This window comes from Sinorhizobium sp. BG8 (assembly GCF_016864555.1).
Classification (GTDB): Bacteria; Pseudomonadota; Alphaproteobacteria; order Rhizobiales; family Rhizobiaceae; genus BG8.
Window position 1 is genome coordinate 2,655,024 of the sequence record NZ_CP044011.1, and the last position, 23,703, is coordinate 2,678,726.

Below are 23,703 nucleotides of genomic sequence, written 5' to 3' on the forward strand. Positions count from 1 at the left end.
GGTCAATCGCAGACGCTTCGCTTCGCACGGCACATCATCTCGATTCCACCAGCGCACCAACCTGATGTGATCGAGTGGCCAGGCAACCCACCTGATCCTGCCACGGATTTCGTCACGATTGAATCGGTGGGCATTTCGGAAGGCGAATTCAGATCGAGCGTCGCCGGTGCAAGGGGCAACGGACGGCCCCTCAGGCTTTTCGTTCACGGATACAACAACAACTACCAGGAGTCCGTCTATCGCCTTGCCCAGATCGCCGAGGATGCTCGCGACAACCGGGGCGCAGTACTCTTCGCCTGGCCATCCAAGGCCAGCGCGCTTGGCTATGGTGCGGACAGGGCGGCGGCGGCGGCATCGAAGGACGGCCTTGCGAAGACCATCGAAATTCTGACCGAGCCTCCGGACGCGCAGGTCGCATTGCTTGCACATAGCATGGGAGGGTGGCTCACGATGGAAACACTGGCGAAAATGAGCCGCGAGCGCCGTGGCGCGGCCTTCGAACGCTTCTCGAATGTCGCCCTTGCTGCTCCGGATATCGATGTCGCCGAAATGGTTGGTCAACTCGAAACGATCGGTCGGCTTCCCCGTCCACTTACGCTGCTGGTGTCGCGTGATGACAAAGCTTTGGGCCTGTCTCGGATTATCAGCGGTGGCCGGCGTGTCGGCGCCGACGATGTCCACGATCCGTGGGTCCAAGCTGCGGCAAGGCGATACGGTGTAAGAGTTGTGGACATCTCGGGGCTGAGGACGGCTGACGACTTCCGGCATGGACGCTTCACCGCGATGGTGGCGCTCTATTCGAAATTTCAGAGGCAGATCGAAGATCCGCTGGCGAAGCACTATGCGGGACCCGGTGTCTTTGTGTTCAATACCGTGACTTCGACACTGGAGCCCATAGAGCGGTGAGGGCCGGGCCGTCCGGTACTTCACGCATGTCGCAGGCAGACCGGACCGGGCCAATATGTTGGTTCGATCAACAAGAGGGCAGGGCTTCCGTTCCGTCTCCAAGGTGGAACCATGGGGCGGCCTGCCCAACACTTGAGAACATGTGCTATATCAAGTCCAGGGAGGCCGTAGGCCCTTCGTGTTCGGCGGGAGCAGCCGATGATGTCCGTATGGTCTCAACGTCCTCTGTTATCGCACCTCGGGCTGTTTTTTGCAGCGTATGTCCTGGGCTGTGCATTCGCTGACGCGCTTGCAATCGTTCCTGGAATAACGGTTTCCATCTGGCCGCCGGCGGGGGTATTCGTCGCGACCTTGATCCTCACCTCGCCCCACACCTGGCCGTGGTGGGTGCTGTCCGGCTGTTTTGCCGAGATGTTCGCGCAACTCATATGGTTCCACAGCCCATTGATTGTGGGTCTCCTCATTTACGCTGGCAACGCACTCTGTGCCGCGACCGGCGCGACGCTCGTGAAGCTGGCCTGCAGCCGACCGCTGCGGATGGAAACCTTGCGGGAGGTTCTCGCATTCGTTGGACTTGGTGCGGGCGTTGCACCACTCGCCAGCGCGACGGTGGGAAGTGCCGCTCTTGCCTGGTTTGGTGTCGAAGGCCAAACGTTCACGGAAGTATGGCCGCTATTCTGGATAGGAGACGCCACCGGCATCCTGCTCGTGGGGCCATTGTCGTTGATGGTGATCCAGCACTGGCCCAGCAGGACCAAGCTCTCTGCGGCAAAGCGGATGGAGGCCGGCCTTCTGGGGCTGGTCTTCTTCGCTGTTGCCGCGCTTTCCTTGAGCACAGACTATCTGGCTTCCGCCTATATCATCATGCCGCCGCTTCTCTGGGCGGCCGTGCGCTTCGAGTTCAAGGGCGTGGCCGTCGCCCTGACTCTCCTCGCCCTGATCACGATGGCGCTCACCATCTCCGGCGGCAGCCACTTTGTGGGAGATCCCGAGACCCAGCGGGAAAAGCAGGTCATGTTGCAGCTCTTTCTGGCGATATCGGCCTTTTCGTCCCTCATTGTGGCCGCCCTATCCCGGCAGAACCAGCAGGCATTGCTTTCCTTGGGCGAGCGGGAGCGGGAACTCTCACAACTGGTGGACATGGTCCCGGTCCACATCAGGCGCATGACGGCCGAAGGGGAGCCGATCTTTTTCAACAAGCGCCTGCTGGACTTTTTCGGCCTGGATAACCTGAACGATCTGGACAAGCAGGGGACGAGCCGGCTCGCCACAACCATCCATACGCTTGTTCACCCCGACGACGCAGGCGGATTGCTTGCGACCGCCCGCCATTCCTTTGCAACCGGCGAGCCCTTCGCCTTGAAATACCGCATGCTCCGCGCAGATGGCGTGTACCGATGGGTCGATGGCCGTGGGGAGCCGCTCAGGGATCAAGGCGGCGCGATTGTGCAATGGTACGTCATATCCATCGACATCGATGACGAGATGCGTGCGCAGGAAGCGCTGCGGCGCAGCGAGCGCCAGCTTCAGCAGATGATCGACGCCGTGCCGACGCTCATCTGGTGCATGACACCAGAAGGAATACCCTGCTATCTCAACAAGCGAGCGCTGGACGTCACAGGCCTCACCCTCAAGGACATGGTTTCTCCCGACGGAGCTCGTTTGCTGGCCGTCATTCATCCAGATGAGCGTGAAGCCGTGGAACGGGTATTCGCGCAAGCAGTCGCGACGGGAACGCCGATTGTCACACGGTATCGCCAGCACCGGGCCAGCGGACCTCATCGCTGGGTTGAAAGCCGCGCCGAGCCATTGCGCGACGATACTGGCGCAATCATCCAATGGTACGGGGTGAGCGTCGACATTGACGACCTGGTGAACGCGCAGGATGCGCTGCGCAACCGGGAGCGGGAACTCTCACAGCTTGTCGATATGGTTCCCAGCCTGCTCTGGCGTCTGTCGCCAAATGGCGAACCGACCTTCTTCAGCAAGCGGCTGATCGAGTTCTGCGGCCAGGACGTCGGTGACTTCGACAAGTCGGGCACTGATCGGCTGGCGGCAGCGATGGCGACCTTGTTCCATCCGGACGACATCGTCCGGCTGGAGGAGACGCTCAAACGCTCCCTTGTAACAGGCGAGGGCTTTGCCCTCAACTATCGCATGCGCCGGGTGGACGGCGTCTATCGTTGGATGTTCGGCCGCGCCGAGCCTCTCAGGGATGATGGCGGACGCATCGTCCAGTGGTTCGGCCTCTCGCACGACATCGATGACCAGGTCCGTGTCGAGGAAGAACTGCATCTGGCGCGAGAGAGCCTTACAAGGGCAAGCCAGGCCGCGAGCCTTGCCGAGTTGTCCGCCGCCATTGCTCACGAGGTGAACCAACCTCTGGCAGCGATCGTCGCCAACTCCAGCGCATGCCAGGGCTGGCTCGCGGCGACGCCTCCCAATCTTGAGCGGGCCCAGAAAACGGTGGAACGCATTATCGACAATGCGAATTCCGCAAGCGACGTCGTGAGCCACATCCGTGCCCTGTTCAAGCCCTCTGTGGAGACGAGGACAAGCACGACGATAGAGAGTGTCATCGGCGGTGCGCGCAACCTCATGGCTGAGGAGGCAGCACGGCGACGCATCCGCATGAAGATTGAAGTGGAAAGCAATCTTCCGGCGATCTCGCTCGATCGCGTCCAGGTTCAGCAGGTTCTCGTCAATCTCATTCGCAATGGCATGGATGCAATGGACTCGGTCGCCGATGACAGGGTCCTGGGAGTGCGCGCGCACCGCCCGGGGGATGCCATCCAAATCGATGTCAGTGATCGTGGCGGAGGGGTCGAATCTTCGGAGAAGATCTTCGAGCCGTTCTTCACCACAAAGGATCGTGGCATGGGGATGGGGCTCGCAATCTGCCGGTCGATCGTCGAGTCTCATGGCGGTCGGTTGTGGGTTGAGAACAATGAGCTGCAGGGGGCAACGTTCATATTCACGCTGCCTATCGAAGCAGACACGGGTTCCTGAAGTCCGCTGACCGAGATCTCACATGTGCGCAGCGCAGTGGCGGTTGTCGTGGAATGCCCGGTGCCCCGTGGCCTCGGCGCCAACGCGGGAAAGTGCCGACAGAATGGTCGGAAATGCCTTCGAGCTTCCCGGGAATAGGGACGGCAGTTGCCGTCCCTCGGTGATTTTCCGGAGTGCCTCCCTGGCTTCGGCCGCCGCTCGGCTTGCCAGGGGAGGAGGTGGGACCTTCCGTCGCGAGAAAATACGGCGACGGCTAGCTCTGCCGTCGCACGCGGTGGCTCCATCCGCTTGATCAAGTCAGCAGTCAGTAGTCCCAGAACACCGGCACCCAACGGAAGGCATCGCCCTCGACGGCCACTCGGCCGACGGACGGGAACGGCAGATGGGTGGCAATCAACAGATCGCCGCTTGCCGCCAGGTCCCGCAGAAGACGGATACGAACGCGGGCTGCCTCCTCGGGGTCATGTTCGAAACCGTTGTGCCAGTCGGGTTGGTCAAACCCGACCGCGAACACGGCGTCGCCGGCGAATGTCAGCCCGTCTCCACCGGACGACACGTGGACCACGCTGTGGCCCGGGGTGTGGCCGCCAGTGCGTCGAACGACTACTCCTGGCGCCACTTCCTGCTCTTCCGCGAACAAACGCAGATGGCTGCGGTATTCATTCGTGAAGCGCTTGGCCGCGGAGCGAAGCGCGTCGGGGAACCCCGGCGGCATGGCGGTGCGAGAGAAATCAGGCGACTCCCAGAATTTGACCTCGGCGGCCGCCACGTGGATCCGCAAGTCGGGATGGATTCGGTCCTTCACCCCGTCGACGAGCAGCCCGCCGATGTGGTCCATATGCAGGTGGGTGAGCACCACGTCGGTGACGGACCCGAGATCGATGCCGGCAGCATTGAGTCGCCGAACCAGCTGCCCGGCACGTGGTAAGTTCAAGTCCGGGTCCAGTCCCAGGCCGGCGTCCAGGAGTATTGTCTGCTCGCCGCTGCGAACCACCACTGCGTTCAGCGGCCAGTCGAAGGCGTCCGGCGGCAGGAACATATTGTCCAGCCATGCTGCGCGCACGGCCGGCTCGGCATTGTGTGCCAACATCTCGGTGGGGAGCGGGAGCACTCCATCACTGATCACCAGCACGTCAATCTCGCCCACCCGTAGCGCGTAGCGCGACGGAACGAGTTCGTCGCGGCCCGGTTTGCCTGAGCGTGGCATGCTCTGCGAGCTGATGTCTGCTTCGTGCTGACCGATCGGCCGCGACTTCCTCAATTCTGCCTGTGACATGTTGCTCTCCTGTTTCGCGTAGTAGAGACGTGTGGTCACGAGCCACGGCAGGACTCTAGGGTGAAGCCCGTCTGCGTTGAAGGTAAACGGTCGTTGGGCTTGATTCCCGTTTTTGGGCTGCTCTGAGAGATTGCCTTCTGCGTGAACTGCAGAAGCGTCGCTCACTTCGGTGGCACGGCCAGGCGGCGCGCAACGGCTCCGATGGTTGGCCCGCAAGGAGAAAAGCGGGCTGCGAGGAGTGGCGCAGTCCGACGAACCGCCAACCTGCTCCCGGTATTCCCCTAAACCTTCGTTTGGGAAGCAACCGCCCATCCACGATGATAGTTTCCGGCAGCAATGTTTGAAGGAGGTCGAAATGCAGACTTCAAAACACATCGTCTACGGGATGGTCGGGTTCAACATACTGCTTGCGGCCTGGCTCTCGCTCCACATGCTCTATGACCCGGAAGGCTGGTACTATTTCGTTCCGGGTGTCACGGACACCGGCATGTTCAATCAGCATTTCGTTCGAGACATCGGCATCATCCAGGGGTTCGTGGCGCTCGCTTTTGCAGTTGGACTTTGGAAGCCGCACCGCCGATTGGAACTGTGGGCGGGGGCGACCCTGTGGCTTATCGCGCATGCCGCCTTCCACCTGTGGGAAGTAGCGGTCGGCATCTGCTCTGCGTCGGTGATCATTCGCGACTTCCCGGCCGTGAGCCTCCCGGCGATCTTCGGGGTGGCCGCGACGATTTGGGCGTACAAGCAGGTGATGAGCGTGCCCATCCGCCGGGAATCGGGCGGACTTCGAGCATAGATGTCGAGTGCCGTGATCGGCGGTAGACGGATCACTGCCGTCTGGCCCAGCACCTGCGCTCGTCTTCGCCGCAAGAGGTAAACTCCCGTATAGCTTCCGCGTTTGCGGCAAGTCTGTACGCTTTCCGATCTTCATCGAAATTTGTTTGCGGGGGTGAGCTTTTGTCCGTGCGAGGCGGCGGCTGCGCATATGTGCACGAAAGGCGCAAGATGACTTGCAGTGACACCGGTGTGCCCGAAGTGACCAAATCGGAGCACGTATGGGACATTGCCGACTATTGCAGGCGGGCGGGAGTATGCCAGGCGGAGGAAGAACGCCTGATCAGGATACTTGGAAAATACGCATCAAGACATGAGCTGCAGATGAACATCGTCCGCGGGCCGTCGCGTGCTCGCTAGGGCGCGGAGAAATCATGCGCAATGCATTGGTAGGGATGCTCACGATGAGGATCCATTTGTGCCTGCGGCCCGCGCCTTCCTCTTTTAACCTTCGTATAGCTGTCCTGCGATCCGGGAAAAATCCAAAACAGATACGCGTCCTCTGCCCATGACGGTTTCTTCGAGCAGAAGCGACACTCGCTGATGTCCGCCCTGGGGCGGCCACTCACCAGGCGAGATGCGAATTACCTGTGGTTGCGACGTAAGGCGCGCTCGGGCTCAACGATGCTCGCGAGCGATGGCCGTTGGAGATCGTGATGGTTGAAATTCCGCGTAAGGAAGCATTCGAATTGACAAGCGATAGTGACGATGCCGAAGCGGCATCTGGCGAACCGAACGTTGCCGCGACCACCGCTGTTCCCCGGCGCGGATCCTCTCTCAAGAAAGGCATACTGGCCCTGGTCCTGGTTGCCGGTGCCGGGTACGGCGCTCACTTCGGTCACCACTACTGGACAGTCGGTCGATTTATCGAATCTACCGACAATGCCTACGTAAAGGCAGACTATACGACCGTTGCGCCCAAGGTCGCGGGCTATGTCAAAGAGGTGCTGGTCGACGACAACGACGTCGTGAATGCGGGGCAGGTTCTTGCGCGGATCGATGATCGCGACTTCCAGATCGCCCTCAACCAGGCTCGGGCCGAGTTGAAGGCTTCGGAAGCCGCGATCACAAATATCGACGCCCAGATCGACCTGCAACAGTCGATCATTGGACAGGCAGAGGCTTCGGTGGAAGCGTCGAACGCCTCGCTCGTCTTTGCGAAATCCGAGGCCACACGCAGCACGCGCCTGAGCACGACCGGGGCAGGCACGCAGTCACGTGCGGAGCAGAGCCGCTCCCTTATGGACCAGGCATCCGCCGCGGTCCAACGGGACCAGGCCGCCCTGATCTCCGCACATGACAAAGTGCCTGTTCTCAGGAGTCAGCGTGATCACGCGGTTGCTCAACGGGACAGAGCCGCCGCAGCCGTTCAGCAAGCCGAATTGGACCTTTCCTACACGAACATCGTCGCAGCCATCGACGGCACAGTTGGCGCACGTTCAATCCGTGTGGGGCAGTATGTCACTGCCGGCACGCAGCTGATGGCGGTTGTGCCTCTCCATTCGGTCTACGTCGTCGCCAATTTCAAGGAAACGCAACTGACCTACGTTCGTCCGGGCCAGCTCGCAGTCATCGAGGTTGACGGCTTTCCCGGACTGGAAGTGAAGGGTCACGTGGATAGCGTATCGCCCGCGAGCGGCCTCGAGTTCTCGCTGCTCCCCCCGGACAATGCCACGGGCAACTTCACGAAGATCGTCCAGCGGATCCCCGTGAAGATCATCATCGATGACGAAGCGCGAGCAGCCCAGTTGCGCTCCGGAATGTCCGTCGTGCCGAAGATCGACACCAGTATCGCTCGGCTGTCGAAACAGGAGTGACGGCAACTTGCGGATACGGGCCTTCGTCCCGACCACCTGCATAGCTCAAGCAAGGATCCGCACCTGCGGAAGAAGCATGATGATCGATCGCAAGCTTGTCGCAACCAAGAGACAGCATGTGCCAGACACCGACACAGCTGGTTCGGGAAATGGCATGAGCGCCGCGCGAATGTGGTGCGCCGTCGTCGGCTCCACCCTGGGCGCGTTCATGGCGGTTCTCAACATCCAGATCGTGAACGCATCGCTCGCCGACATCCAGGGGGCGATCGGCGCTGGCAAGGACGACGGCGGTTGGATCTCGACCTCCTATCTTATCGCGGAAATCGTGGTCATTCCCCTCAGCGCCTGGCTGGCCCAGGTGTTTTCGCTCCGAAAGTACCTGCTGACGAACGCCATCCTGTTCCTGGTGTTTTCGGTCGCCTGTGCGTTCGCCGCAAACCTGAAGCAAATGATCGTGCTCCGTGCGATCCAGGGGTTCGCTGGCGGTGTTCTGATCCCCATGGCCTTCACGATCATCATCACCCTGCTGCCCAAGTCAAAACAACCGGTCGGACTGGCACTCTTCGCGCTTTCGGCGACATTCGCTCCAGCCATTGGACCGACCATCGGTGGATATCTGACCGAGAACTACGGGTGGGAATTCATTTTCTACGTGAACCTGGTTCCCGGTCTGTTGATGATCGGTCTGCTTTGGATTTCGCTCGACGAAGCTCCGATGAACCTGGGCTTGCTTGCAAAAGGCGACTGGGCCGGGATCCTCACGCTGGCGATCGGCCTTGCCTGCCTGCAGACGGTGCTGGAGGAGGGCAACAAGGAGGACTGGTTCGGATCCGAACACATTGTCCACCTCTTCATCGTCGCCGCGGTTTCCTTGACGCTTTTCCTGATCATCGAGTTCAGGACCACGAACCCGCTGTTGAACCTGAGGCTTCTTGCCCGACGCAACTTCGGCTTCGGCATTCTGGCCAATACCTTGCTCGGGATTGCCCTTTACGGATCAGCCTTTGTGCTGCCCATCTATCTGGCGCGCATTCAAGGCTACAATTCCGAGCAGATAGGCGTTGTACTTGCCTGGACGGGCATCCCTCAGTTGGTTCTGATCCCGCTCGTTCCCAGGCTCATGAAACTCATTGATGTCCGGATAATGATCGCGCTGGGTTTCGCCTTGTTTGCCGGCTCGAACTTCATGAACGTGAACATCACCGGTGACTATGCGGCCGACCAGCTTTTCTGGCCCAACGTCATACGCGCCATCGGACAAGCCCTTGTCTTCGCTCCGCTCTCGGTTGTCGCGACGGCAGGAATCGAACAGGAGAACGCAGGCTCCGCATCCGCGCTCTTCAACATGATGCGCAACCTCGGCGGTGCGGTCGGAATTGCCTTGCTCCAGACGCTTCTTACGAAACGGGAACAGTTCCATTCAAATATCCTGACGAATTCGATCAGCCTGTTCGAGGAGGCGACGCGAACCCGTATCGCCAAGCTGACATCTTACTTCATGGAACAGGGCGTCAGCGATCCGGCCCTCGCCACCCACAAGGCCGTTGTCGCCGTCGCAGCCAGCGTCCGCAAGCAGGCCGGCATCATGGCCTTCGGCGATGCCTTCTTCCTGCTTGGAGCCGGGCTCGTCGTCGCATTGTTTGCCACGCTTCTCCTGAAGAAGCCAAGCAGCCAGATGGCAGGTGGTGGAGCTCATTGATCGGCTCTCACAAGGAGGCAACGACAGACATGATTGTCAAAGAGCAAGCATTGCGCGGGCAATGCGCATGGGCCGGACGCAACATCGATCCCGACCACATTCTTGCTGTCCTGGAATGGCTCGCAGGAGAGGAATGTCATGCGTTCGATGAGGTCGGACTGATTGCCGAACTTGGCACCAGGTTGCGAAAGATCGGCCTTCCGATTGACAGGCTCACTCTTCACCTTATGACCCTTCATCCAGAGATCCTGGGCCGGACACTTGCCTGGTCTCCGTCTGAACCAGTCGAGATCCTTGACAGGGCTCACGGGATCAAGCGCGAGCTCGCCTCCAGCCCGGTGATCAGGGTACTGGAGACAGGTCAGCCGTTGATTGTGGACGCGGACGACGTGGCATCGACGTGGCAGCATGTCGACGTGTTCGCAAAGAGAAATCTCGCCCAGGTCATGATCGCTCCGCTCCGCAATATCGACGGCTCGGTCAGCGCTGCGGGATTCGGGACGAAGAGGCCGGGCGGTTTCACGGTGTCAGAGATCCGTGCGATCGAAAGGCTCCTGCCTGCCTTGCGCAATGCGTGCGAGATGCGGGTCCTGCGGCACGCCGAGTTGTCGCTGCTCGAGACGTATATAGGGCCGATGACGGCCCGCCGGATCCTCGCTGGCAAGATCCGCAGGGGCGATATTGAAACAATACAGGCGGCTCTTCTGCTTTGCGACATGAAGGGCTTCACCGAGCTTTCCAACCGACTCCTGGACGAGAAGGTGCTGGAACTGCTCAACGCCTATTTCGACATGGTCGTGCCGGCCATCACGGCACACGACGGCGAGGTGCTGAAGTTCATTGGCGATGCCGTTCTTGCGTTTTTTCCAGCCGCCGACGCTGTTGTGGCAAGCCGGCAGGCGCTCGCGACATGCGAGGAAATCTTCTCCCGCCTTGCCGATTTCGAAATGGACGGTGTGCGCATCGAAGCGACCGCGGCACTGCACTACGGAAGTGCCAGCTATGGAAACATCGGATCCGGAGGAAGGCTGGACTTCACCGTGATCGGATCGGACATCAATCTGCTGAGCCGGATCCAGGGTGCATGCAGCGGGCTGGGGAAGTCCATTCTCATGTCGGATGCCTTCCGTCGCCGCGCCGAGGGCGAGCATGTTGTCTCTGTGAGTTTTCATCATCTGAAGGGCTTCTCCGAGCCGATCGAATTGTTCACGTTTGCAGATTGATCGCAGCCACTTCGGCTTCCGCTGAAATGCCGGCGCCGCAGGCCTGTGCGTCGCCAGGGCTTGCGGCGGCTATGAGCTCGAACCGCCGCGGGGTCTCAGTCCGAGTTCCTGCGTCCACGAAGGCGTTCGGCGAAGTTCGCGTCCAGATGGCCTCCACCGATCGGCAGGAGGTTTTCGAGACCTTCGCGGAGCTCGTTTACGTCAACAGAGCCTTTGTCGTCAGGATCGAGCTTCGCCCAGTGCGCGTTGCTGTGCGCGCTGTCGAACGTCTGATCATTCATTTCGGCCAGCCGCCTCTGGCCGTCCATGTACTCGGCCTTCGTCACGTTGCCGTCCCTGTTTGCATCGGACCAGTTGAGCTGCTGCTCAGCCATCCTTGCGTAGAAGTCGTCGACGCGCAGAGCGTCAGAGCGAACCGAGGGGGTCTTCGCCGGCGATGACGAGGCGACGCCAGGTCCTTCCTCGGCGATCGACGGAGCTTTTCGTGTCCGCGATGCGATCATGCTGAACATGGAACTTTCGATCTTCATAAGACCTCCTCGGCTTGCGGTGATGAAGCCGTCTGGTTGCAACACAGAGTTTTGTCGCTCCGGGGATTCGCTCCCTTGTCGACAACCGATCCGTGTTCTTCGCCACTGATCGCGTCAACGCATACCAACGTTGGCCTAGCAACGCGCGCCCGTTCGGTTGCTTAGTGGGCTTTGGGCCTTGTGACGCGAAGGCCGGGAAAAGTCGCGTTGCGCGACGGAGAAAAGCGGGTTCTCGACCTGAGTGCGGCGGAGAGCCGGATTGCCCCCAGCGATAAGCGCCTCCCTTCTTGCCGCAGCGGGGTCCCGCACAGGAGACGAAAATGAACAAGGCAATACCGATCGTGATCGCGTTGGCCGCCCTCGGCGCTGCCGGTTGGAAATACGACGTGCTCGCGAGCCTCGGCATTGCGCGTGGCGTTGACCAGGACATGGTCCTCTACGGCAACATCGACATACGTCAGGTCTCCCTCGCGTTCCGCGTGAACGGCCGCATCATGGAAGCGATGGTTGACGAAGGCGACGTGATCAAACGAGGAGACCTTCTGGCCCGGCTCGACAAGGATACGTACGAGCACGCCGTGATTTCAGGGGAGGCGGATGTCGCCGCGCTTCGCGCGACACACGAGAAACTGGTCGCAGGCCCACGGCAGACCGAGATAGCGCAGGCCAGGGCCACGCACGACGCCAGCATCGCCGACCTTGAGAAGGCCCGCCTTGCCTATGACCGGGCGCAACTGCTGCGGTCCCGAGGAACGATCTCCGAGGCCGGCGTCGATGAAGCGACCGCGGCAAGGGCGATGGCCGTGGCACGCTCGAATATGACCAAGGAAGCGCTCGCCTTTCTGGTGGAGGGCAGCCGATCGGAAGACATAGCCACCGCTGCCGCGCAGATGAAAGCGGCGGAGGCGGCGCTCCTTACGGCGCGCACCTCTCTGTCCGATACGGAACTGCGTGCGCCGAATGACGGCGTTATCCTGTCCCGGATCAAGGAGCCCGGCGCAATCGTATCGTCCTCCGATCCTGTATATGTCCTGTCGCTCACGGCTCCTGTGTGGGTGCGCAGCTATATCGGCGAGGCCGATCTCGGACGGATTTACCCGGGAATGAAGGTCAAGGTCGCGTCCGATACGCATCCCGGAAAGAGCTACGAAGGAACGATCGGCTTCATTTCACCGGTTGCGGAATTCACGCCCAAATCCGTCGAAACTCCCGAGCTTCGCACCGATCTCGTCTATCGGATTCGTGTCGTCATCGGCGCTCCCGGCCAGGATCTCCGCCAGGGAATGCCGGTGACCTTGCGCTTGCAGGAAACAGAGGCGGCAGGGAAATGAATCTCGCAGCCGAACATGCAGCTACTGCCGACTTCGTCCGACTGGACGATGTGACCAAACGCTTCGGTCCGGGAAAGCCGGCGCTGGACCAGGTCTCGGGCGTCATCCGTGGCGGCGAGATAACAGGACTTGTGGGGCCCGACGGTGCCGGAAAGACGACGCTGATCCGCCTGATGACCGGGCTGATGTTTCCGGATGGCGGCAACGTCGATGTCCTTGGCTTCAGGACGCGCGAGCGGTCGGCCGACATCCAGGCGTCCATCGGCTACATGCCGCAGCGCTTCGGCCTCTACGAGGATCTGTCTGTGGAGGAAAATCTCGAGCTCTATGCGGACCTGCGGGGACTTCCGAAGCCCGACCGGGCGCGCATCTTCGACGAGTTGCTCACGTTCACCGACCTGAAGCGCTTTTCTGCCCGCCTTTCCGGAAAGCTGTCCGGTGGAATGAAGCAGAAGCTTGGTCTTGCCTGCGCGTTGTTGAAGAAGCCGCGATTGCTGCTTCTCGACGAACCCGGCGTTGGCGTCGATCCTATCTCCCGGCGCGATCTCTGGAAGATGGTCGAGGTCCTGATCAAGGAGGGCGTCGGCGTCGTCTGGTCGACCGCCTATCTCGACGAGGCCGAAGCCTGTGATCGCGTTCTCCTGCTGAACGAGGGGAAGCTGCTGTTCTCGGGCAGGCCGCAGGAATTGACCGACCGGGTGAAGGAACGGGTCTACCGGGTGACTGGTGTATCCGGTCGAAGGCGCTCGACGTTGGCGAAGCTTCTCGATGAAGACGGCATCGTTGACGGCGGAATCCAGGGGGAGGCGATAAGGCTGGTGACAACGCCCGGCCGTGAGGCCCGGTTTGCGGCGAGCGGCGAAGCGAACGTCAGTGCCACCGATCCGCGCTTCGAAGATGCCTTCGTGGATATGCTGGGCGGAGGGCCGGGCGGTCGCTCGAGGCTCGCAGAGGCCCAGGCCTCTCTGGCTGCCAGACAGGAAGGCCCGGTCATCGAAGCGAGAGGGCTGGTCAAGCGTTTCGGCGATTTCACCGCTGCCGACAAAATCACCTTCGACATTCCGGGTGGCGAGATATTCGGGCTCCTTGGACCAAACGGCGCCGGCAAATCGACGACGTTCAAGATGCTGTGCGGCCTGTTGAAACCGACTGAAGGCGAGGGGCGCGTGGCGGGCTTCGATCTCCGCCGTGATGCAGCCGAGGCGCGCAACCGGCTGGGTTACATGGCGCAGAAGTTTTCGCTCTACGGCGACCTGAGCGTTCAGCAGAACCTTCAGTTCTTCGCTGGGGTCTATGGCCTCACCGGTAGCAAGAAGCGTGAGCGGATCGAGCTGATGACGTCGATCTTCGATTTCGGGCCGCGCCTGTCGATGTCGGCAAAAGACCTTCCGCTGGGCCTGAAACAACGGCTGGCGCTCGCCTGTGCGGTGATGCACGAGCCGCAAGCCCTGTTCCTCGACGAGCCCACCTCGGGCGTCGATCCGATTACGAGGCGCGAGTTCTGGACGCATATCAACGGTCTGGTGGAGAAGGGCGTGACCGTACTGGTCACAACGCATTTCATGGACGAGGCCGAGTACTGCGATCGCATCTCGTTGATCTATCGCGGCCGATCGATCGCGCTCGGCTCTCCGGATGAGCTCAAGGCCAGCGTCGCCACCGAGGAAACCCCCGATCCGACGATGGAAGACGCCTTCATCGCGCTCGTGCAAGGCTCGGACTTGGAGAGTGCCCGATGACGGATTCCGCAAACAGCTCGCATGATGGCGGCCGCACGGTTCGATTTCTCGCGCTTGTACGCAAGGAAAGCCTTCAGGTTGCCCGCGATCCGAGCAGTATCCTGATCGCCTTCGTGCTGCCGCTGATCCTCCTCTTCCTTTTCGGATACGGCATTTCCCTGGACACGAAGGAGACGCGCGTCGGTGTCGTTATCGAGGATGTGACGCCCGTTACGAGCGATCTCGCTGCCAGCTTTCAGGCCTCGCGCTATTTCTCGGTCTCGACGGGGCGTGACCGTCGTGAATTCGAGGAGGACCTGGTGCTGGCGCGTATTCGCGGCATCATCGTCATTCCCTCGGATTTCATGGACAGATACACCGCCGGAAACCACCCCCAGGTCCAGGTGATCGTCGACGGGTCCGATCCCAACACGGCGAACTTTGTCCAGAGCTATGTCCAGGGTGCGGTGGCGACGTGGCAACAGCTCCGGCAGTCGGAGACGGCGGCAATGGGGGAGCCGATCTGGGTGGAACAGCGCTTCTGGTTCAACCCTGAGCTAACGAGCCGTTCCTTTCTCGTTCCCGGGTCGATCGCGATCATCATGACGCTTGTCGGGACACTGCTGACGTCGCTGGTCGTTGCCCGCGAGTGGGAGCGCGGCACGATGGAGGCAATCATGGCGACTCCTGTGACGGCAATCGAGCTCCTCGCTGGGAAGGTTCTTCCCTATTTCGTTCTCGCGCTGGCATCGATGACGCTCTGCGTGCTGCTCGCCGTCTTCATGTTCGGCGTCCCGTTCCGGGGTTCCATTGGAGCACTTTACTTGCTTTCCGCGGTCTTTCTGGTTCCGGCGCTCGGGCAGGGGCTGTTGATTTCGGCGGCCACCAAGAACCAGTTCCTGGCCTCGCAGATGGCGCTGATCACGGCCTTTCTCCCGTCCTTTCTGCTGTCCGGATTCCTGTTCGAGATCAATTCGATGCCCCAGTTCATCCAGTGGATCACCTTCGTGGTGCCCACGCGGTATCTGATCCCATGCCTTCAGAGCGTCTTCCTCGCCGGAGATATTTGGCCGATGTTCCTTCGCTCCATCGGCGCTATGTCACTGATCGGTCTCGTCTTTCTCATGTTCGCCGCCCGCAGCACGCGCAAAAGGATTGCCTGAGATGTGGTGGTCGCGATTGTTGGCCCTTGTGCTGAAAGAACTGCTGACGGTACTTCGTGATCCGAAGGGCCGGACAATCCTGATCGGTCCGCCGATCGTGCAGCTTGTGGTGTTCTCGTATGCGGCAACGCTCGAAGTCCGCAACGTCGACGTCATGCTGCTCAATAGGGATGCGGGCCATTGGGGCGAGGAACTCGTCGCACGCATCGACGGTTCGCCTCGGTTCAGGCATGTCACCCTCACGGACAGTCCGCAGGAGGCGCGGGCAGCGATCGACCGCCAGCAGGTGACCGCCGCGATAACGATCGGCGCGGACTTCTCCCGCAGCATCGAAGCAGGCAAGCCTGCGGATCTGCAGATCCTGCTGGATGGACGGCGATCAAACGCAGCTCAGATCGTTTCCGGCTACATCTCCCAGATCGTAAGGGCGTTGGGTGCCGAGACGCCCGCGGGCAGGCTCAAGGTGGCGACAGCGATAGAAGTCGTGCCGCGCTACTGGTTCAATCCCAACCTCATCTATCAATGGTTCATGGTGCCGAACCTGATCGCGAACATCGCGCTTCTGATCGGATTGATCGTTACCGCGCTGTCCATCGCTCGCGAGCGCGAACTCGGGACTTTCGATCAGTTGATGGTATCGCCGCTCCGCACGCATGAGATCGTGATCGGCAAGCTCACTCCGCCGATGCTCATCGGACTGTTCCATATGACCGTCTATGTGCTTGCCGCGGTCTTCGTCTTCGCGGTTCCCTTGCGTGGGTCTCTCGTCCTGCTTTATGCGAGCTCGCTCTTCTATCTCGCCTCGATTGCCGGGGTAGGGCTATTCATCTCGGCGCTGTCGATGACGCAGCAGCAGGCAATCCTTGGCGCATTTCTCTTTCTTGTCCCGGCGACGCTTCTGTCCGGGTTCGCGACGCCGATAGAGAACATGCCGTCCTGGCTGCAGCCGATAACCGCGGTCAATCCGCTACGGTACTTTCTCGTCGTCGTGAAAGGCATCTTCCTCAAGGACATTCCCGTGTCCGAGGTCTTGAGACAGACGATACCGCTGCTGGTCATCGCAATCGTCACGCTGTCGGCGGCGTCGTGGCTTTTTCGACGTCGCCTCGAGTGATGCCAACCCTCATCGCGGCGATCGATCGGACAGGCGCCGACACCCAGCCTCGATGCCGTCTTGAAGATATGAGTTTGAGAACCACCATGAAGAGCTCTCATCGCCGGAACCGCCAGTCTCCCACGCCAGACTTCGAAAGTGGTGCCGGTGCCACGGTCGATCCCCGGGTGTACCGGGATCTGAAGGCGAGCGAAGCACGCTATCGCAATCTCATCGACAACGTGCCGCTGCCACTCTGGCAGGTCGATGCCAGAAGCATGACGAAGCTTCTCGATGAGCCGGGACTTTTCGCTGGTAACTACGGGGACGTCCGCGGGCGCAGTTTGGAATTTCTGGAGCTTGCCAACGATACGGTGGTCGTGACCGGCGTGAATGAAAGCGCCGTCGAACTGCTGCGCGCTTCAGGAAGCGAGGACCTTCTCGGTCCCGTCGGGTACCTGTTCGCCGCCAGTCCGGACACCGCCGTGCGCATCGTGGAGGCCCGCTTTGCTCAGCGGCGCAACCACGTCGAGGAAATGAAGGTCCGCGCATTCGACGGCCAGCTTCTCGATGTCCTGCTCTTCGCGACATTTCCCCAGACGCCCGACTGCGCCGATCTCGCCCTGATCATGATGGTCGACGTGACGGCGCAGCGGAGAACCGAACAGCAACTACGAAAAGTACAGTCGGACCTTGTCCATGCGTCGCGCGTCTCGGCCCTCGGCGAGCTTGTGGCCACCATTGCGCACGAGGTGCGGCAGCCTCTCTCGGTGATCGCGACCGACGCGGACACAGCGACGCGATGGCTGGACCGGGCGGAGCCAAACCTGCCCAAGGCGAGAGAACTCATGACACGGGTTGCGGAAAATGCCCACCGTGCCAGCAGAGTGATTGGCCGCATCCAGGACATGACCGCCAAGCGCGATCCGGCGCGAACGCCGGTCGATATCAATGCGATCGTCGAAGAGACGACCGCATTCGTATCCACGGAAGCCCGCCTCCATGCGATCGTCGTTTCGCAGCGGCTGCAGGAGGGGCTCCCTGCTGTCATGGGTGACCGCGTCCAGCTTCAGCAGGTCGTCGTGAACCTGTTGCTGAACAGCATACAGGCCATTGCAGGCTCCGGCCCGGAAAGGCGCGAAATCACCGTCGAAACATCATACGGCGGGCGCGGCGCGATCTCGCTCACCGTGCACGATACGGGTGGGGGCATCCCGCCAGAACACCTGGACCGGATCTTCGACGGTTTCTTCTCGACGAAGACGGATGGCATCGGGATCGGCCTGGCCATATGTCGATCCATCGTGGGGGAGCATGAAGGAACCGTCCGTGTCGACAATGCGGAGGGCGAGGGAGCCCGCTTTGTCGTGACACTCCCCATCTCGCCCGGACATGCGATCGGCAGGGAAAGGCAAACCTTCGTTTGATGGTTTGGAACGCCTTTCTTGACTATCCTTCGTCCTCGCTCGGCCGCAAGAAAGCCTGCAACCGTCCGGTGGGGGTTGCCGGATCGAGGCGGCAGGGCTGCATCTTCCAACCGCCGCCATCCGGCTCAAGCACCCGAGCTCCTGCTCCCGTGAGGTTTGACATGGGTCATGACGTCCCCCTCCTGCCGCTGATTATCAGCCTGCTCGGGATCGCCGGAATTATCGCATGGCACCTGCAAGGGCGGTCGCGCCCCACCGCCCGGCTGATTGTCCAGATCGCGTTCTTCGCGGTTATGACGGCGGTGCTAAGCTTTGCCCGAGCCTCTCCCTTTCACTACGATCCGAGCGGGATCGACGGCGCGAGCGCGTTGCTCCTTCTCGCGAAGGTCCTGTGGTGGATCCATCTGGCCTGGGCCATGATCGGCTTCGTTCGCATCTATATCGTCCTTGACCATCGGCCGAGAGAGGCGAGGCTGATCCAGGATCTGATCGTCGCGACCGTCTATCTCGGCGTGTCGCTGTCGATCATGGCCTTCGTTTTCGGCGTTCCCGTCGGCACGCTGATGGCCACATCCGGCGTGATTGCAATCATCCTCGGCCTGGCGCTGCAGAATACTCTGAGCGATATGTTTTCCGGCATCGCCCTGACCTTGGGGCGTCCGTACGTCATCGGGGACTGGATCTCCCTGACGGACGGCACCGAAGGGAGGGTCGTGGCGAGCAACTGGCGCTCGACATATCTCTTGACCGGCGCCCATAACGTCGTGGTGCTGCCGAACAGCGTGCTCGCCAAGCTCGGGCTGACAAACGTGAGCCAGCCCGACGAGAACCATCAGCTCACGCTTCCCATCCGGGTCGCTCCAACGCGCATGCCCCGAACGATCGTGGAGGTCATGCGTGACGTGCTCGAAAGCAGCAACGTCATCGTCAAGCAACCGAGCCCGTATGTCGTCCTGACGGCCATCGACGCGAGCGCGGTCACCGTGGAACTGCAGTTCCGCGTGACCAGCCCCGCGCAGCGTGGCGAGGCTCGCAACGAGGTCATCGATCTGGTCTATCGTCACTGCAAGGCCAGCGGTCTGGAATTGGCGATGCCGCCGGAAGCCGTGGTCGTTTCGAAGGATAGCGTTCAAATGGCCGAGCACCCGACGCCGGAGGCGTTGGGGCTTGTCGAGGCCGTTTCGACGTTTGCCATCCTTAACAGGGATGAGCGCATCTCTCTCGCGGCCCTGGCAACACAACGGACGTTCTCAGCCGGGGCGGAAATCGTTCGCGCCGGCGATGTCCTGACACGTCTCATGATCGTCAGGTCGGGTATCGTCGCCATGAAGACGAACAATGAGGAGGTTGCGAGATTGGCTCCGGGGGACTTTTTCGGTGAGCAGGGTCTGCTGGCCGGCTTGGAGGAAACGCACACGCTGCAGGCCGTCACGCGTGTCGTCGTCTACGAGATCGACAAGGACGCGTTCGCGCCCTTGCTCATCGAGCGCCCAGAGCTCGCCGAAGACCTGGCAGCGAACCTGGCCTGCCGGAACCGTCTCGGCGAGAGACGACTGACACCGACCAATACGGACGATGGCAGAACGTCGGACCTTCTGAAGAGGATACGATCGATGTTTCGACTGCACAGGAGCCATGGGGAGCCGGCCCGATCGCGACACTGACTACACGCGGCGCGGGGTCATTTCCCGGCCGGCGATCGCGACCGGCGGGTGACCTCGTGGTATTGTTCCCGTCCTGCAGAACCGAGAGGGCCACATGCCTGAGGCAGCAGATCCACAGCAGTCCATCCCGACGATCCATGTCATCGACGATGATACCGACCTGCGGACGGCGCTCCTCGGTTTCTTTGAGGCCATTGGAATGCGGGCGGCAGGCTTCGAAAGCGCAGGCGCATTCCTTGAGCATGCCGATCTCTCTGAGCCCGGCTGCATTCTCCTCGACATCAGGATGCCTGGCATGACCGGGCTCGAACTTCAGGCGAAGCTGACCGAGCTCGGATTTCCGCTGCCGATCATCTTCATGACCGGAAACGCCAGCGTGGCGACCAGCGTTTCCGCTATGAAAGCGGGAGCGCTTGACTATCTGGTCAAGCCGTTCAGCTCGGAAAGCCTGATGCAGGCGACGAAACAGGCGCTCGAACACAATGCCGAACTTCGGGCCAGGGATGCGGTGAGCCTGCAGATGAACGCCCTCGTGGAGAAACTCACCCGGCGCGAAAGGGAGGTGTTCGGATACGTCTCCAAAGGGTTGATGAACAAGCAGATCGCACATGAGATGCAGATAAGCGAGATCATGGTCAAGCTCCACCGGGGCCGGATGATGAAGAAGCTGGACGCCCGATCCATCGCCGATGTCGTGCGTATCTTCGACGAGGTCAACCGCCGCGCCTAGAGCGCGTTGCGGGTTGCCTGGCTTCCGAACCTTTTGGCGCTGGGCCTTGCCAGGCCCGACGGCACCTGCGGAGTAAACCAAGGTTTACGGTCCCAGCGTCGAGGACCCGTGATAGATTTCCTCCGCGGCCGCCGCAGTCCATCCGCGAGGTTCGCCCTCCACATTCCTGGGACTGCGCAGATTGCCGGGCAACGCGGAGGATCAGCCATGGAAAGCCTTGAGATGGAGACTGATCGAGTGGTGGAATCGGTTGTGTACGTCATCGATGACGACAAGCATATGCGTGAGGCCTTGCTCGATCTTTTTCTGGTTACGCACTGGCAGGCTTCGGCCTATTCGAGCGGATCCGAGTTCCTGGCCACCGTCGATACGACGGGACCCGGCTGCATCGTGATCGACCTCCGGATGCCGGGAGAGACGGGCCTGGACGTACAGAGCCGGTTGGCCTCGACTGGAAGCCGCATGCCCGTCATCTTCCTGACCGCGCATGCGGATGTCGCAGCCAGCGTCAGAGCGATGAAGGCCGGCGCGTGCGATTTTCTTACCAAGCCGTTCGTCACGCACGACCTGCTGGCCGCCGTCGGCAATGCCATCCGGTTGGATGGCGAGAGGCGCAAACTGGAAGCCGAGCGCGACCATATCGGGGCGCTCGCAGACACGTTGACGCCGAGAGAGCAGCAGGTGATGTTCGGCGTGGTCAGCGGGCTGATGAACAAGCAGGTCGCCTATGAGCTCGGGATCAGCGAGATGACTGTGAAGCTGCATCGCATGAGCGTCATGCGCAAGATGCAGACACGATCGCTCGCCGACCTTGTGCGAAAAGTGGAGAAGCTCCGAAAGAACTGAGCATGCAGGGGTTCTGACGCCTCGACGTTGGGGCAGCCCCGCGGGGTCGGCCCCATGTCGTCGCCTGAGCTTCATGCGGGGTCCGTCCGGACCGCCTGCTCGATGGCTGCTCGCAACTCGCCGCCGGCAAATGGCTTGAACAGGCATGTGCCCGCCTGCTTCGCTTCGCGAACGAGTGCATCCTGGGCGTGCCCCGTCATGAACACCACAGGTATTCTGATGTCCCGGCGTTTCAGTTCCCTGTAGAGATCGACGCCGGACATTCCTGGCATCGAGATGTCCAGGAGAAGGCATCGCGTCTCCGAGATCCGTGGCGAGCTCAAAAATTCCGGTGCGGATGCAAACGTCTCGACGGCGTATCCAAACATCTCCACCAGGTCGAGCAATGATACCCGAACCGCTTCGTCGTCATCGATTATGGCAATCAGCATCGGAAGTATTTCCATGTGAGGTCAACGATGTGCTTCTCTACCTGGTTGCACCGGCGCCCATCGGCGACTCGGTCGTGAGGCGAAAGGCTGGACTTCCGGCAGAGTTACATTTCCCCGCATGTTGAAGACAACCCAATTGTCGGTCTTTGGCAGCGCTCGCGTCAATGCAAACTAAGGTTTGCTAGCGACGTGGCTACTCGTTGACATCGCTTTGGACAGGCGGTTCCCAGCCGGTCGCGGCAAGGGGACGGGAAGGGGAGGCATAAGCGCGGCGCAGCCACATAACCTACGTATACCTAGGCCTGTCCCGCGGGCGCCGTATAGCATCATGAGCATCATCCAACAGGTCAAGGAGGAGAGATGCCATGCGAATACTGGCGAATGGCTTGCTCGGTCTGACGATGCTCGCGCTTCCCGCGGTGGCGGGAGAAAAGCCCTATAATGCCAAGGTCACCCTGGTGTTCGACCACGCGCTTCCGAATGTACCCGGCAAGAGCATGCGCGGAGTTCTGGTCGAATACGGACCGGGAGGCCACAACCCGTCGCATACCCATCCGAAGAGCGCGTTTATCAGCGCGACGGTGATCGAAGGGAGCATCAAGAGCCAGATCAACGATGGACCGGTCAAAGTTTACAAGGTCGGCGAGAACTGGATCGAGGTACCCGGTGACCATCATCGGGTGAGCGCGAACGCCAGCGAGTCGGAGCCCGCGAAGCTGCTCGCGGTCTTTGTCGTCGACACGAACGAAACGGAACTGACGACTTTCGACGATTGAGAAAGTCGGTGTGACCGACGGCGGAAGGTTTCGCCGTCATAGCTTTTCCGCGAGAGCAGGATCGTCCTGCCGCTAGAATTCTCTGACAGAAGGAGCTTAGCCATGAGAGTCGTCATCATCGGAGGCACGGGCCTGATCGGAACCAAGGTTGCCGCAATTCTGAGACGGGAAGGGCACGATGTCCTGCAGGCGTCGCCTGCGACCGGCGTCAACACGCTGACGGGCGAGGGATTGTCCGACGCACTCACAGGTGCCGAGGTGGTCGTGGATCTCGCCAACTCGCCTTCGTTCGAGCCGAGTGCAGTGCTTTCGTTCTTCGAGCAGTCAACGTCCAACCTGATCAAGGCGGAAAAGGCAGCCACCGTTCCCCATCACGTAGCCCTCTCCATCGTCGGCATCGAGCGGTCGCCCGGCAATGGCTATTTCCCGGGCAAGGTCGCGCAGGAAGCTGTCGTCAAGGCGGGTGGCGTCCCATACACTATCATCCGGTCGACCCAGTTCATGGAGTTCATGAGCGGCATCATTGACGGCGCGACGGACGGCCAGACCGTCCACGCCTCGCCGGGCGCCTTCCAGCCCATCGCGGCCGACGACGTCGCGGCCTTCGTCTCCGAGGCTGCAACCTCCGCACCGTTGAACGGGACAATCGAAATTGCCGGTCCCGAAAAGAAACCGATGAGCGATTTCCTCGCCGGCTATCTTGCCGCCACCCATGATGCGCGCACCGTCGTCGTCGACAAGGAGGCGCGCTATTTCGGCTCTCTCGTCGACGAACAATCCCTGGTTCCGCTCGGGCCGGCCAAGCTCGGGAAATTCGACGTCAAGACATGGTTCAGGCAGCGCACCCAATCGGCAGCTTGAATAAGAAATCGCCGGCGGCCGGGACGCTTTTGCCACCGGCCGCCCTGGTTGAAGGTCGGCCACATCCGCCATTCTTCGCAAGCGGATCCACGATATCGGTGCTCCAAAACGCCTCTTTTAGGGAGGCTTCGAGAAATCACTGGTCGTGGTACAGCGCGTCGCCCGCAGTTATGGTGCCTCGGCGGGCGGAGAGCCATAAGCTTTTCCAGCCACGAACCATTGGTGCGGCGGCACTTCGGTGATCAATACCGTCGTGGCCTCCGGCGGCACCCCAGCGACACGCTCCAGGCTTGCCGTCAGCTCGTGCGCCAATCTGGCTTTCACCTCCTCCGTCCGCCCCGGAAATAGTTCAACTCGGATAATAGGCAT

At 61.0% G+C, this 23,703-nt stretch carries 20 protein-coding genes; 16 read left to right on the plus strand and 4 right to left on the minus strand.

The window, feature by feature from the left end; genetic code table 11:
• The first annotated feature begins 126 nt into the window (after nt 1–126).
• Nucleotides 127–906: an alpha/beta fold hydrolase gene (locus F3Y30_RS12610; protein WP_246752734.1), complete on the plus strand. Its 780-nt coding sequence runs from the start codon at nt 127–129 to the stop codon at nt 904–906.
• Between the two features lie 198 nt (nt 907–1,104).
• A complete protein-coding gene (locus tag F3Y30_RS12615; RefSeq protein ID WP_203423050.1) occupies nt 1,105–3,915 on the plus strand; it encodes an MASE1 domain-containing protein in 2,811 nt (936 codons plus the stop codon).
• 304 nt (nt 3,916–4,219) lie between these two features.
• Here F3Y30_RS12615 and F3Y30_RS12620 read toward each other — a convergent pair whose 3' ends face one another.
• Nucleotides 4,220–5,122 (minus strand): MBL fold metallo-hydrolase, encoded by a 903-nt coding sequence (locus F3Y30_RS12620; protein WP_246752977.1) that lies wholly within the window; start codon nt 5,120–5,122, stop codon nt 4,220–4,222.
• A gap of 424 nt (nt 5,123–5,546) precedes the next feature.
• On the opposite strand from F3Y30_RS12620, the gene F3Y30_RS12625 reads away from it, so the two are divergent.
• The 4 genes from F3Y30_RS12625 (at nt 5,547) to F3Y30_RS12640 (ending at nt 10,764) form a co-directional block, all read left to right on the plus strand.
• Nucleotides 5,547–5,987: a hypothetical protein gene (locus tag F3Y30_RS12625; RefSeq protein WP_203423052.1), complete on the plus strand. Its 441-nt coding sequence runs from the start codon at nt 5,547–5,549 to the stop codon at nt 5,985–5,987.
• Between the two features lie 694 nt (nt 5,988–6,681).
• The gene (locus F3Y30_RS12630) at nt 6,682–7,842 is read left to right on the plus strand and encodes an HlyD family secretion protein (protein WP_203423053.1); all 1,161 of its coding nucleotides are present in this window, start codon (nt 6,682–6,684) and stop codon (nt 7,840–7,842) included.
• Between the two features lie 154 nt (nt 7,843–7,996).
• Complete coding sequence (locus tag F3Y30_RS12635) at nt 7,997–9,541, plus strand: MDR family MFS transporter (RefSeq protein WP_246752735.1); 1,545 nt, start codon at nt 7,997–7,999, stop codon at nt 9,539–9,541.
• Between the two features lie 29 nt (nt 9,542–9,570).
• A complete protein-coding gene (locus F3Y30_RS12640; RefSeq protein ID WP_203423054.1) occupies nt 9,571–10,764 on the plus strand; it encodes an adenylate/guanylate cyclase domain-containing protein in 1,194 nt (397 codons plus the stop codon).
• 95 nt (nt 10,765–10,859) lie between these two features.
• Here the strand turns inward: F3Y30_RS12640 and F3Y30_RS12645 are convergent, their stop codons facing one another.
• Entirely contained in the window at nt 10,860–11,294 is a 435-nt protein-coding gene (locus F3Y30_RS12645) for an EF-hand domain-containing protein (protein WP_203423055.1), read from the minus strand.
• 320 nt (nt 11,295–11,614) lie between these two features.
• On the opposite strand from F3Y30_RS12645, the gene hlyD reads away from it, so the two are divergent.
• From hlyD to F3Y30_RS12685, 8 genes are all read left to right on the plus strand, one after another.
• The gene (gene hlyD / locus F3Y30_RS12650; protein ID WP_203423056.1) at nt 11,615–12,625 is read left to right on the plus strand and encodes a secretion protein HlyD; all 1,011 of its coding nucleotides are present in this window, start codon (nt 11,615–11,617) and stop codon (nt 12,623–12,625) included.
• Nucleotides 12,622–14,364, plus strand: a complete 1,743-nt coding sequence (locus F3Y30_RS12655; protein WP_203423057.1) for an ATP-binding cassette domain-containing protein — start codon at nt 12,622–12,624, stop codon at nt 14,362–14,364. The genes hlyD and F3Y30_RS12655 overlap by 4 nt, the downstream gene beginning before the upstream one ends.
• Entirely contained in the window at nt 14,361–15,506 is a 1,146-nt protein-coding gene (locus F3Y30_RS12660; RefSeq protein ID WP_203423058.1) for an ABC transporter permease, read from the plus strand. Before F3Y30_RS12655 ends, F3Y30_RS12660 begins: the two co-directional genes overlap by 4 nt.
• Before the next feature lies 1 nt (nt 15,507).
• A complete protein-coding gene (locus F3Y30_RS12665) occupies nt 15,508–16,620 on the plus strand; it encodes an ABC transporter permease (RefSeq protein ID WP_203423059.1) in 1,113 nt (370 codons plus the stop codon).
• 86 nt (nt 16,621–16,706) lie between these two features.
• Nucleotides 16,707–18,026 (plus strand): ATP-binding protein, encoded by a 1,320-nt coding sequence (locus F3Y30_RS12670; protein WP_246752736.1) that lies wholly within the window; start codon nt 16,707–16,709, stop codon nt 18,024–18,026.
• Nucleotides 18,027–18,187: 161 nt separating this feature from the next.
• Nucleotides 18,188–19,690: a mechanosensitive ion channel family protein gene (locus tag F3Y30_RS12675; RefSeq protein ID WP_203423061.1), complete on the plus strand. Its 1,503-nt coding sequence runs from the start codon at nt 18,188–18,190 to the stop codon at nt 19,688–19,690.
• A gap of 94 nt (nt 19,691–19,784) precedes the next feature.
• Nucleotides 19,785–20,420: a response regulator gene (locus tag F3Y30_RS12680; RefSeq protein WP_203423062.1), complete on the plus strand. Its 636-nt coding sequence runs from the start codon at nt 19,785–19,787 to the stop codon at nt 20,418–20,420.
• A gap of 207 nt (nt 20,421–20,627) precedes the next feature.
• Nucleotides 20,628–21,266 (plus strand): response regulator, encoded by a 639-nt coding sequence (locus F3Y30_RS12685; protein WP_203423063.1) that lies wholly within the window; start codon nt 20,628–20,630, stop codon nt 21,264–21,266.
• Nucleotides 21,267–21,337: 71 nt separating this feature from the next.
• On the opposite strand, the gene F3Y30_RS12690 is transcribed toward F3Y30_RS12685, so the two are convergent.
• Nucleotides 21,338–21,697, minus strand: coding sequence for a response regulator (locus F3Y30_RS12690; RefSeq protein WP_246752737.1), 360 nt, complete (start codon nt 21,695–21,697; stop codon nt 21,338–21,340).
• Nucleotides 21,698–22,062: 365 nt separating this feature from the next.
• Here F3Y30_RS12690 and F3Y30_RS12695 point away from each other — a divergent pair, with 365 nt between their 5' ends.
• A complete protein-coding gene (locus F3Y30_RS12695; RefSeq protein ID WP_203423065.1) occupies nt 22,063–22,473 on the plus strand; it encodes a cupin domain-containing protein in 411 nt (136 codons plus the stop codon).
• Between the two features lie 102 nt (nt 22,474–22,575).
• Nucleotides 22,576–23,334, plus strand: a complete 759-nt coding sequence (locus F3Y30_RS12700; RefSeq protein WP_203423066.1) for an SDR family oxidoreductase — start codon at nt 22,576–22,578, stop codon at nt 23,332–23,334.
• A gap of 168 nt (nt 23,335–23,502) precedes the next feature.
• On the opposite strand, the gene F3Y30_RS12705 is transcribed toward F3Y30_RS12700, so the two are convergent.
• On the minus strand, nt 23,503–23,703 hold the full coding sequence (locus tag F3Y30_RS12705; RefSeq protein WP_203423067.1) for a 4-oxalocrotonate tautomerase family protein: 201 nt from the start codon (nt 23,701–23,703) through the stop codon (nt 23,503–23,505).

Coding starts and splice junctions, on each gene's coding strand:
- hlyD (WP_203423056.1), top strand. CDS start 11,615: ATGAACAAGGCAATACCGATCGTGATCGCGTTGGCCGCCCTCGGCGCT.
- F3Y30_RS12695 (WP_203423065.1), top strand. CDS start 22,063: ATGCGAATACTGGCGAATGGCTTGCTCGGTCTGACGATGCTCGCGCTT.
- F3Y30_RS12625 (WP_203423052.1), top strand. CDS start 5,547: ATGCAGACTTCAAAACACATCGTCTACGGGATGGTCGGGTTCAACATA.
- F3Y30_RS12645 (WP_203423055.1), bottom strand. CDS start 11,294: ATGAAGATCGAAAGTTCCATGTTCAGCATGATCGCATCGCGGACACGA.
- F3Y30_RS12690 (WP_246752737.1), bottom strand. CDS start 21,697: ATGCTGATTGCCATAATCGATGACGACGAAGCGGTTCGGGTATCATTG.
- F3Y30_RS12700 (WP_203423066.1), top strand. CDS start 22,576: ATGAGAGTCGTCATCATCGGAGGCACGGGCCTGATCGGAACCAAGGTT.
- F3Y30_RS12685 (WP_203423063.1), top strand. CDS start 20,628: ATGGAAAGCCTTGAGATGGAGACTGATCGAGTGGTGGAATCGGTTGTG.
- F3Y30_RS12630 (WP_203423053.1), top strand. CDS start 6,682: ATGGTTGAAATTCCGCGTAAGGAAGCATTCGAATTGACAAGCGATAGT.
- F3Y30_RS12655 (WP_203423057.1), top strand. CDS start 12,622: ATGAATCTCGCAGCCGAACATGCAGCTACTGCCGACTTCGTCCGACTG.
- F3Y30_RS12640 (WP_203423054.1), top strand. CDS start 9,571: ATGATTGTCAAAGAGCAAGCATTGCGCGGGCAATGCGCATGGGCCGGA.
- F3Y30_RS12680 (WP_203423062.1), top strand. CDS start 19,785: ATGCCTGAGGCAGCAGATCCACAGCAGTCCATCCCGACGATCCATGTC.
- F3Y30_RS12665 (WP_203423059.1), top strand. CDS start 15,508: ATGTGGTGGTCGCGATTGTTGGCCCTTGTGCTGAAAGAACTGCTGACG.
- F3Y30_RS12670 (WP_246752736.1), top strand. CDS start 16,707: ATGAAGAGCTCTCATCGCCGGAACCGCCAGTCTCCCACGCCAGACTTC.
- F3Y30_RS12660 (WP_203423058.1), top strand. CDS start 14,361: ATGACGGATTCCGCAAACAGCTCGCATGATGGCGGCCGCACGGTTCGA.
- F3Y30_RS12635 (WP_246752735.1), top strand. CDS start 7,997: ATGAGCGCCGCGCGAATGTGGTGCGCCGTCGTCGGCTCCACCCTGGGC.
- F3Y30_RS12705 (WP_203423067.1), bottom strand. CDS start 23,703: ATGCCTATTATCCGAGTTGAACTATTTCCGGGGCGGACGGAGGAGGTG.
- F3Y30_RS12620 (WP_246752977.1), bottom strand. CDS start 5,122: ATGCCACGCTCAGGCAAACCGGGCCGCGACGAACTCGTTCCGTCGCGC.
- F3Y30_RS12675 (WP_203423061.1), top strand. CDS start 18,188: ATGGGTCATGACGTCCCCCTCCTGCCGCTGATTATCAGCCTGCTCGGG.
- F3Y30_RS12615 (WP_203423050.1), top strand. CDS start 1,105: ATGATGTCCGTATGGTCTCAACGTCCTCTGTTATCGCACCTCGGGCTG.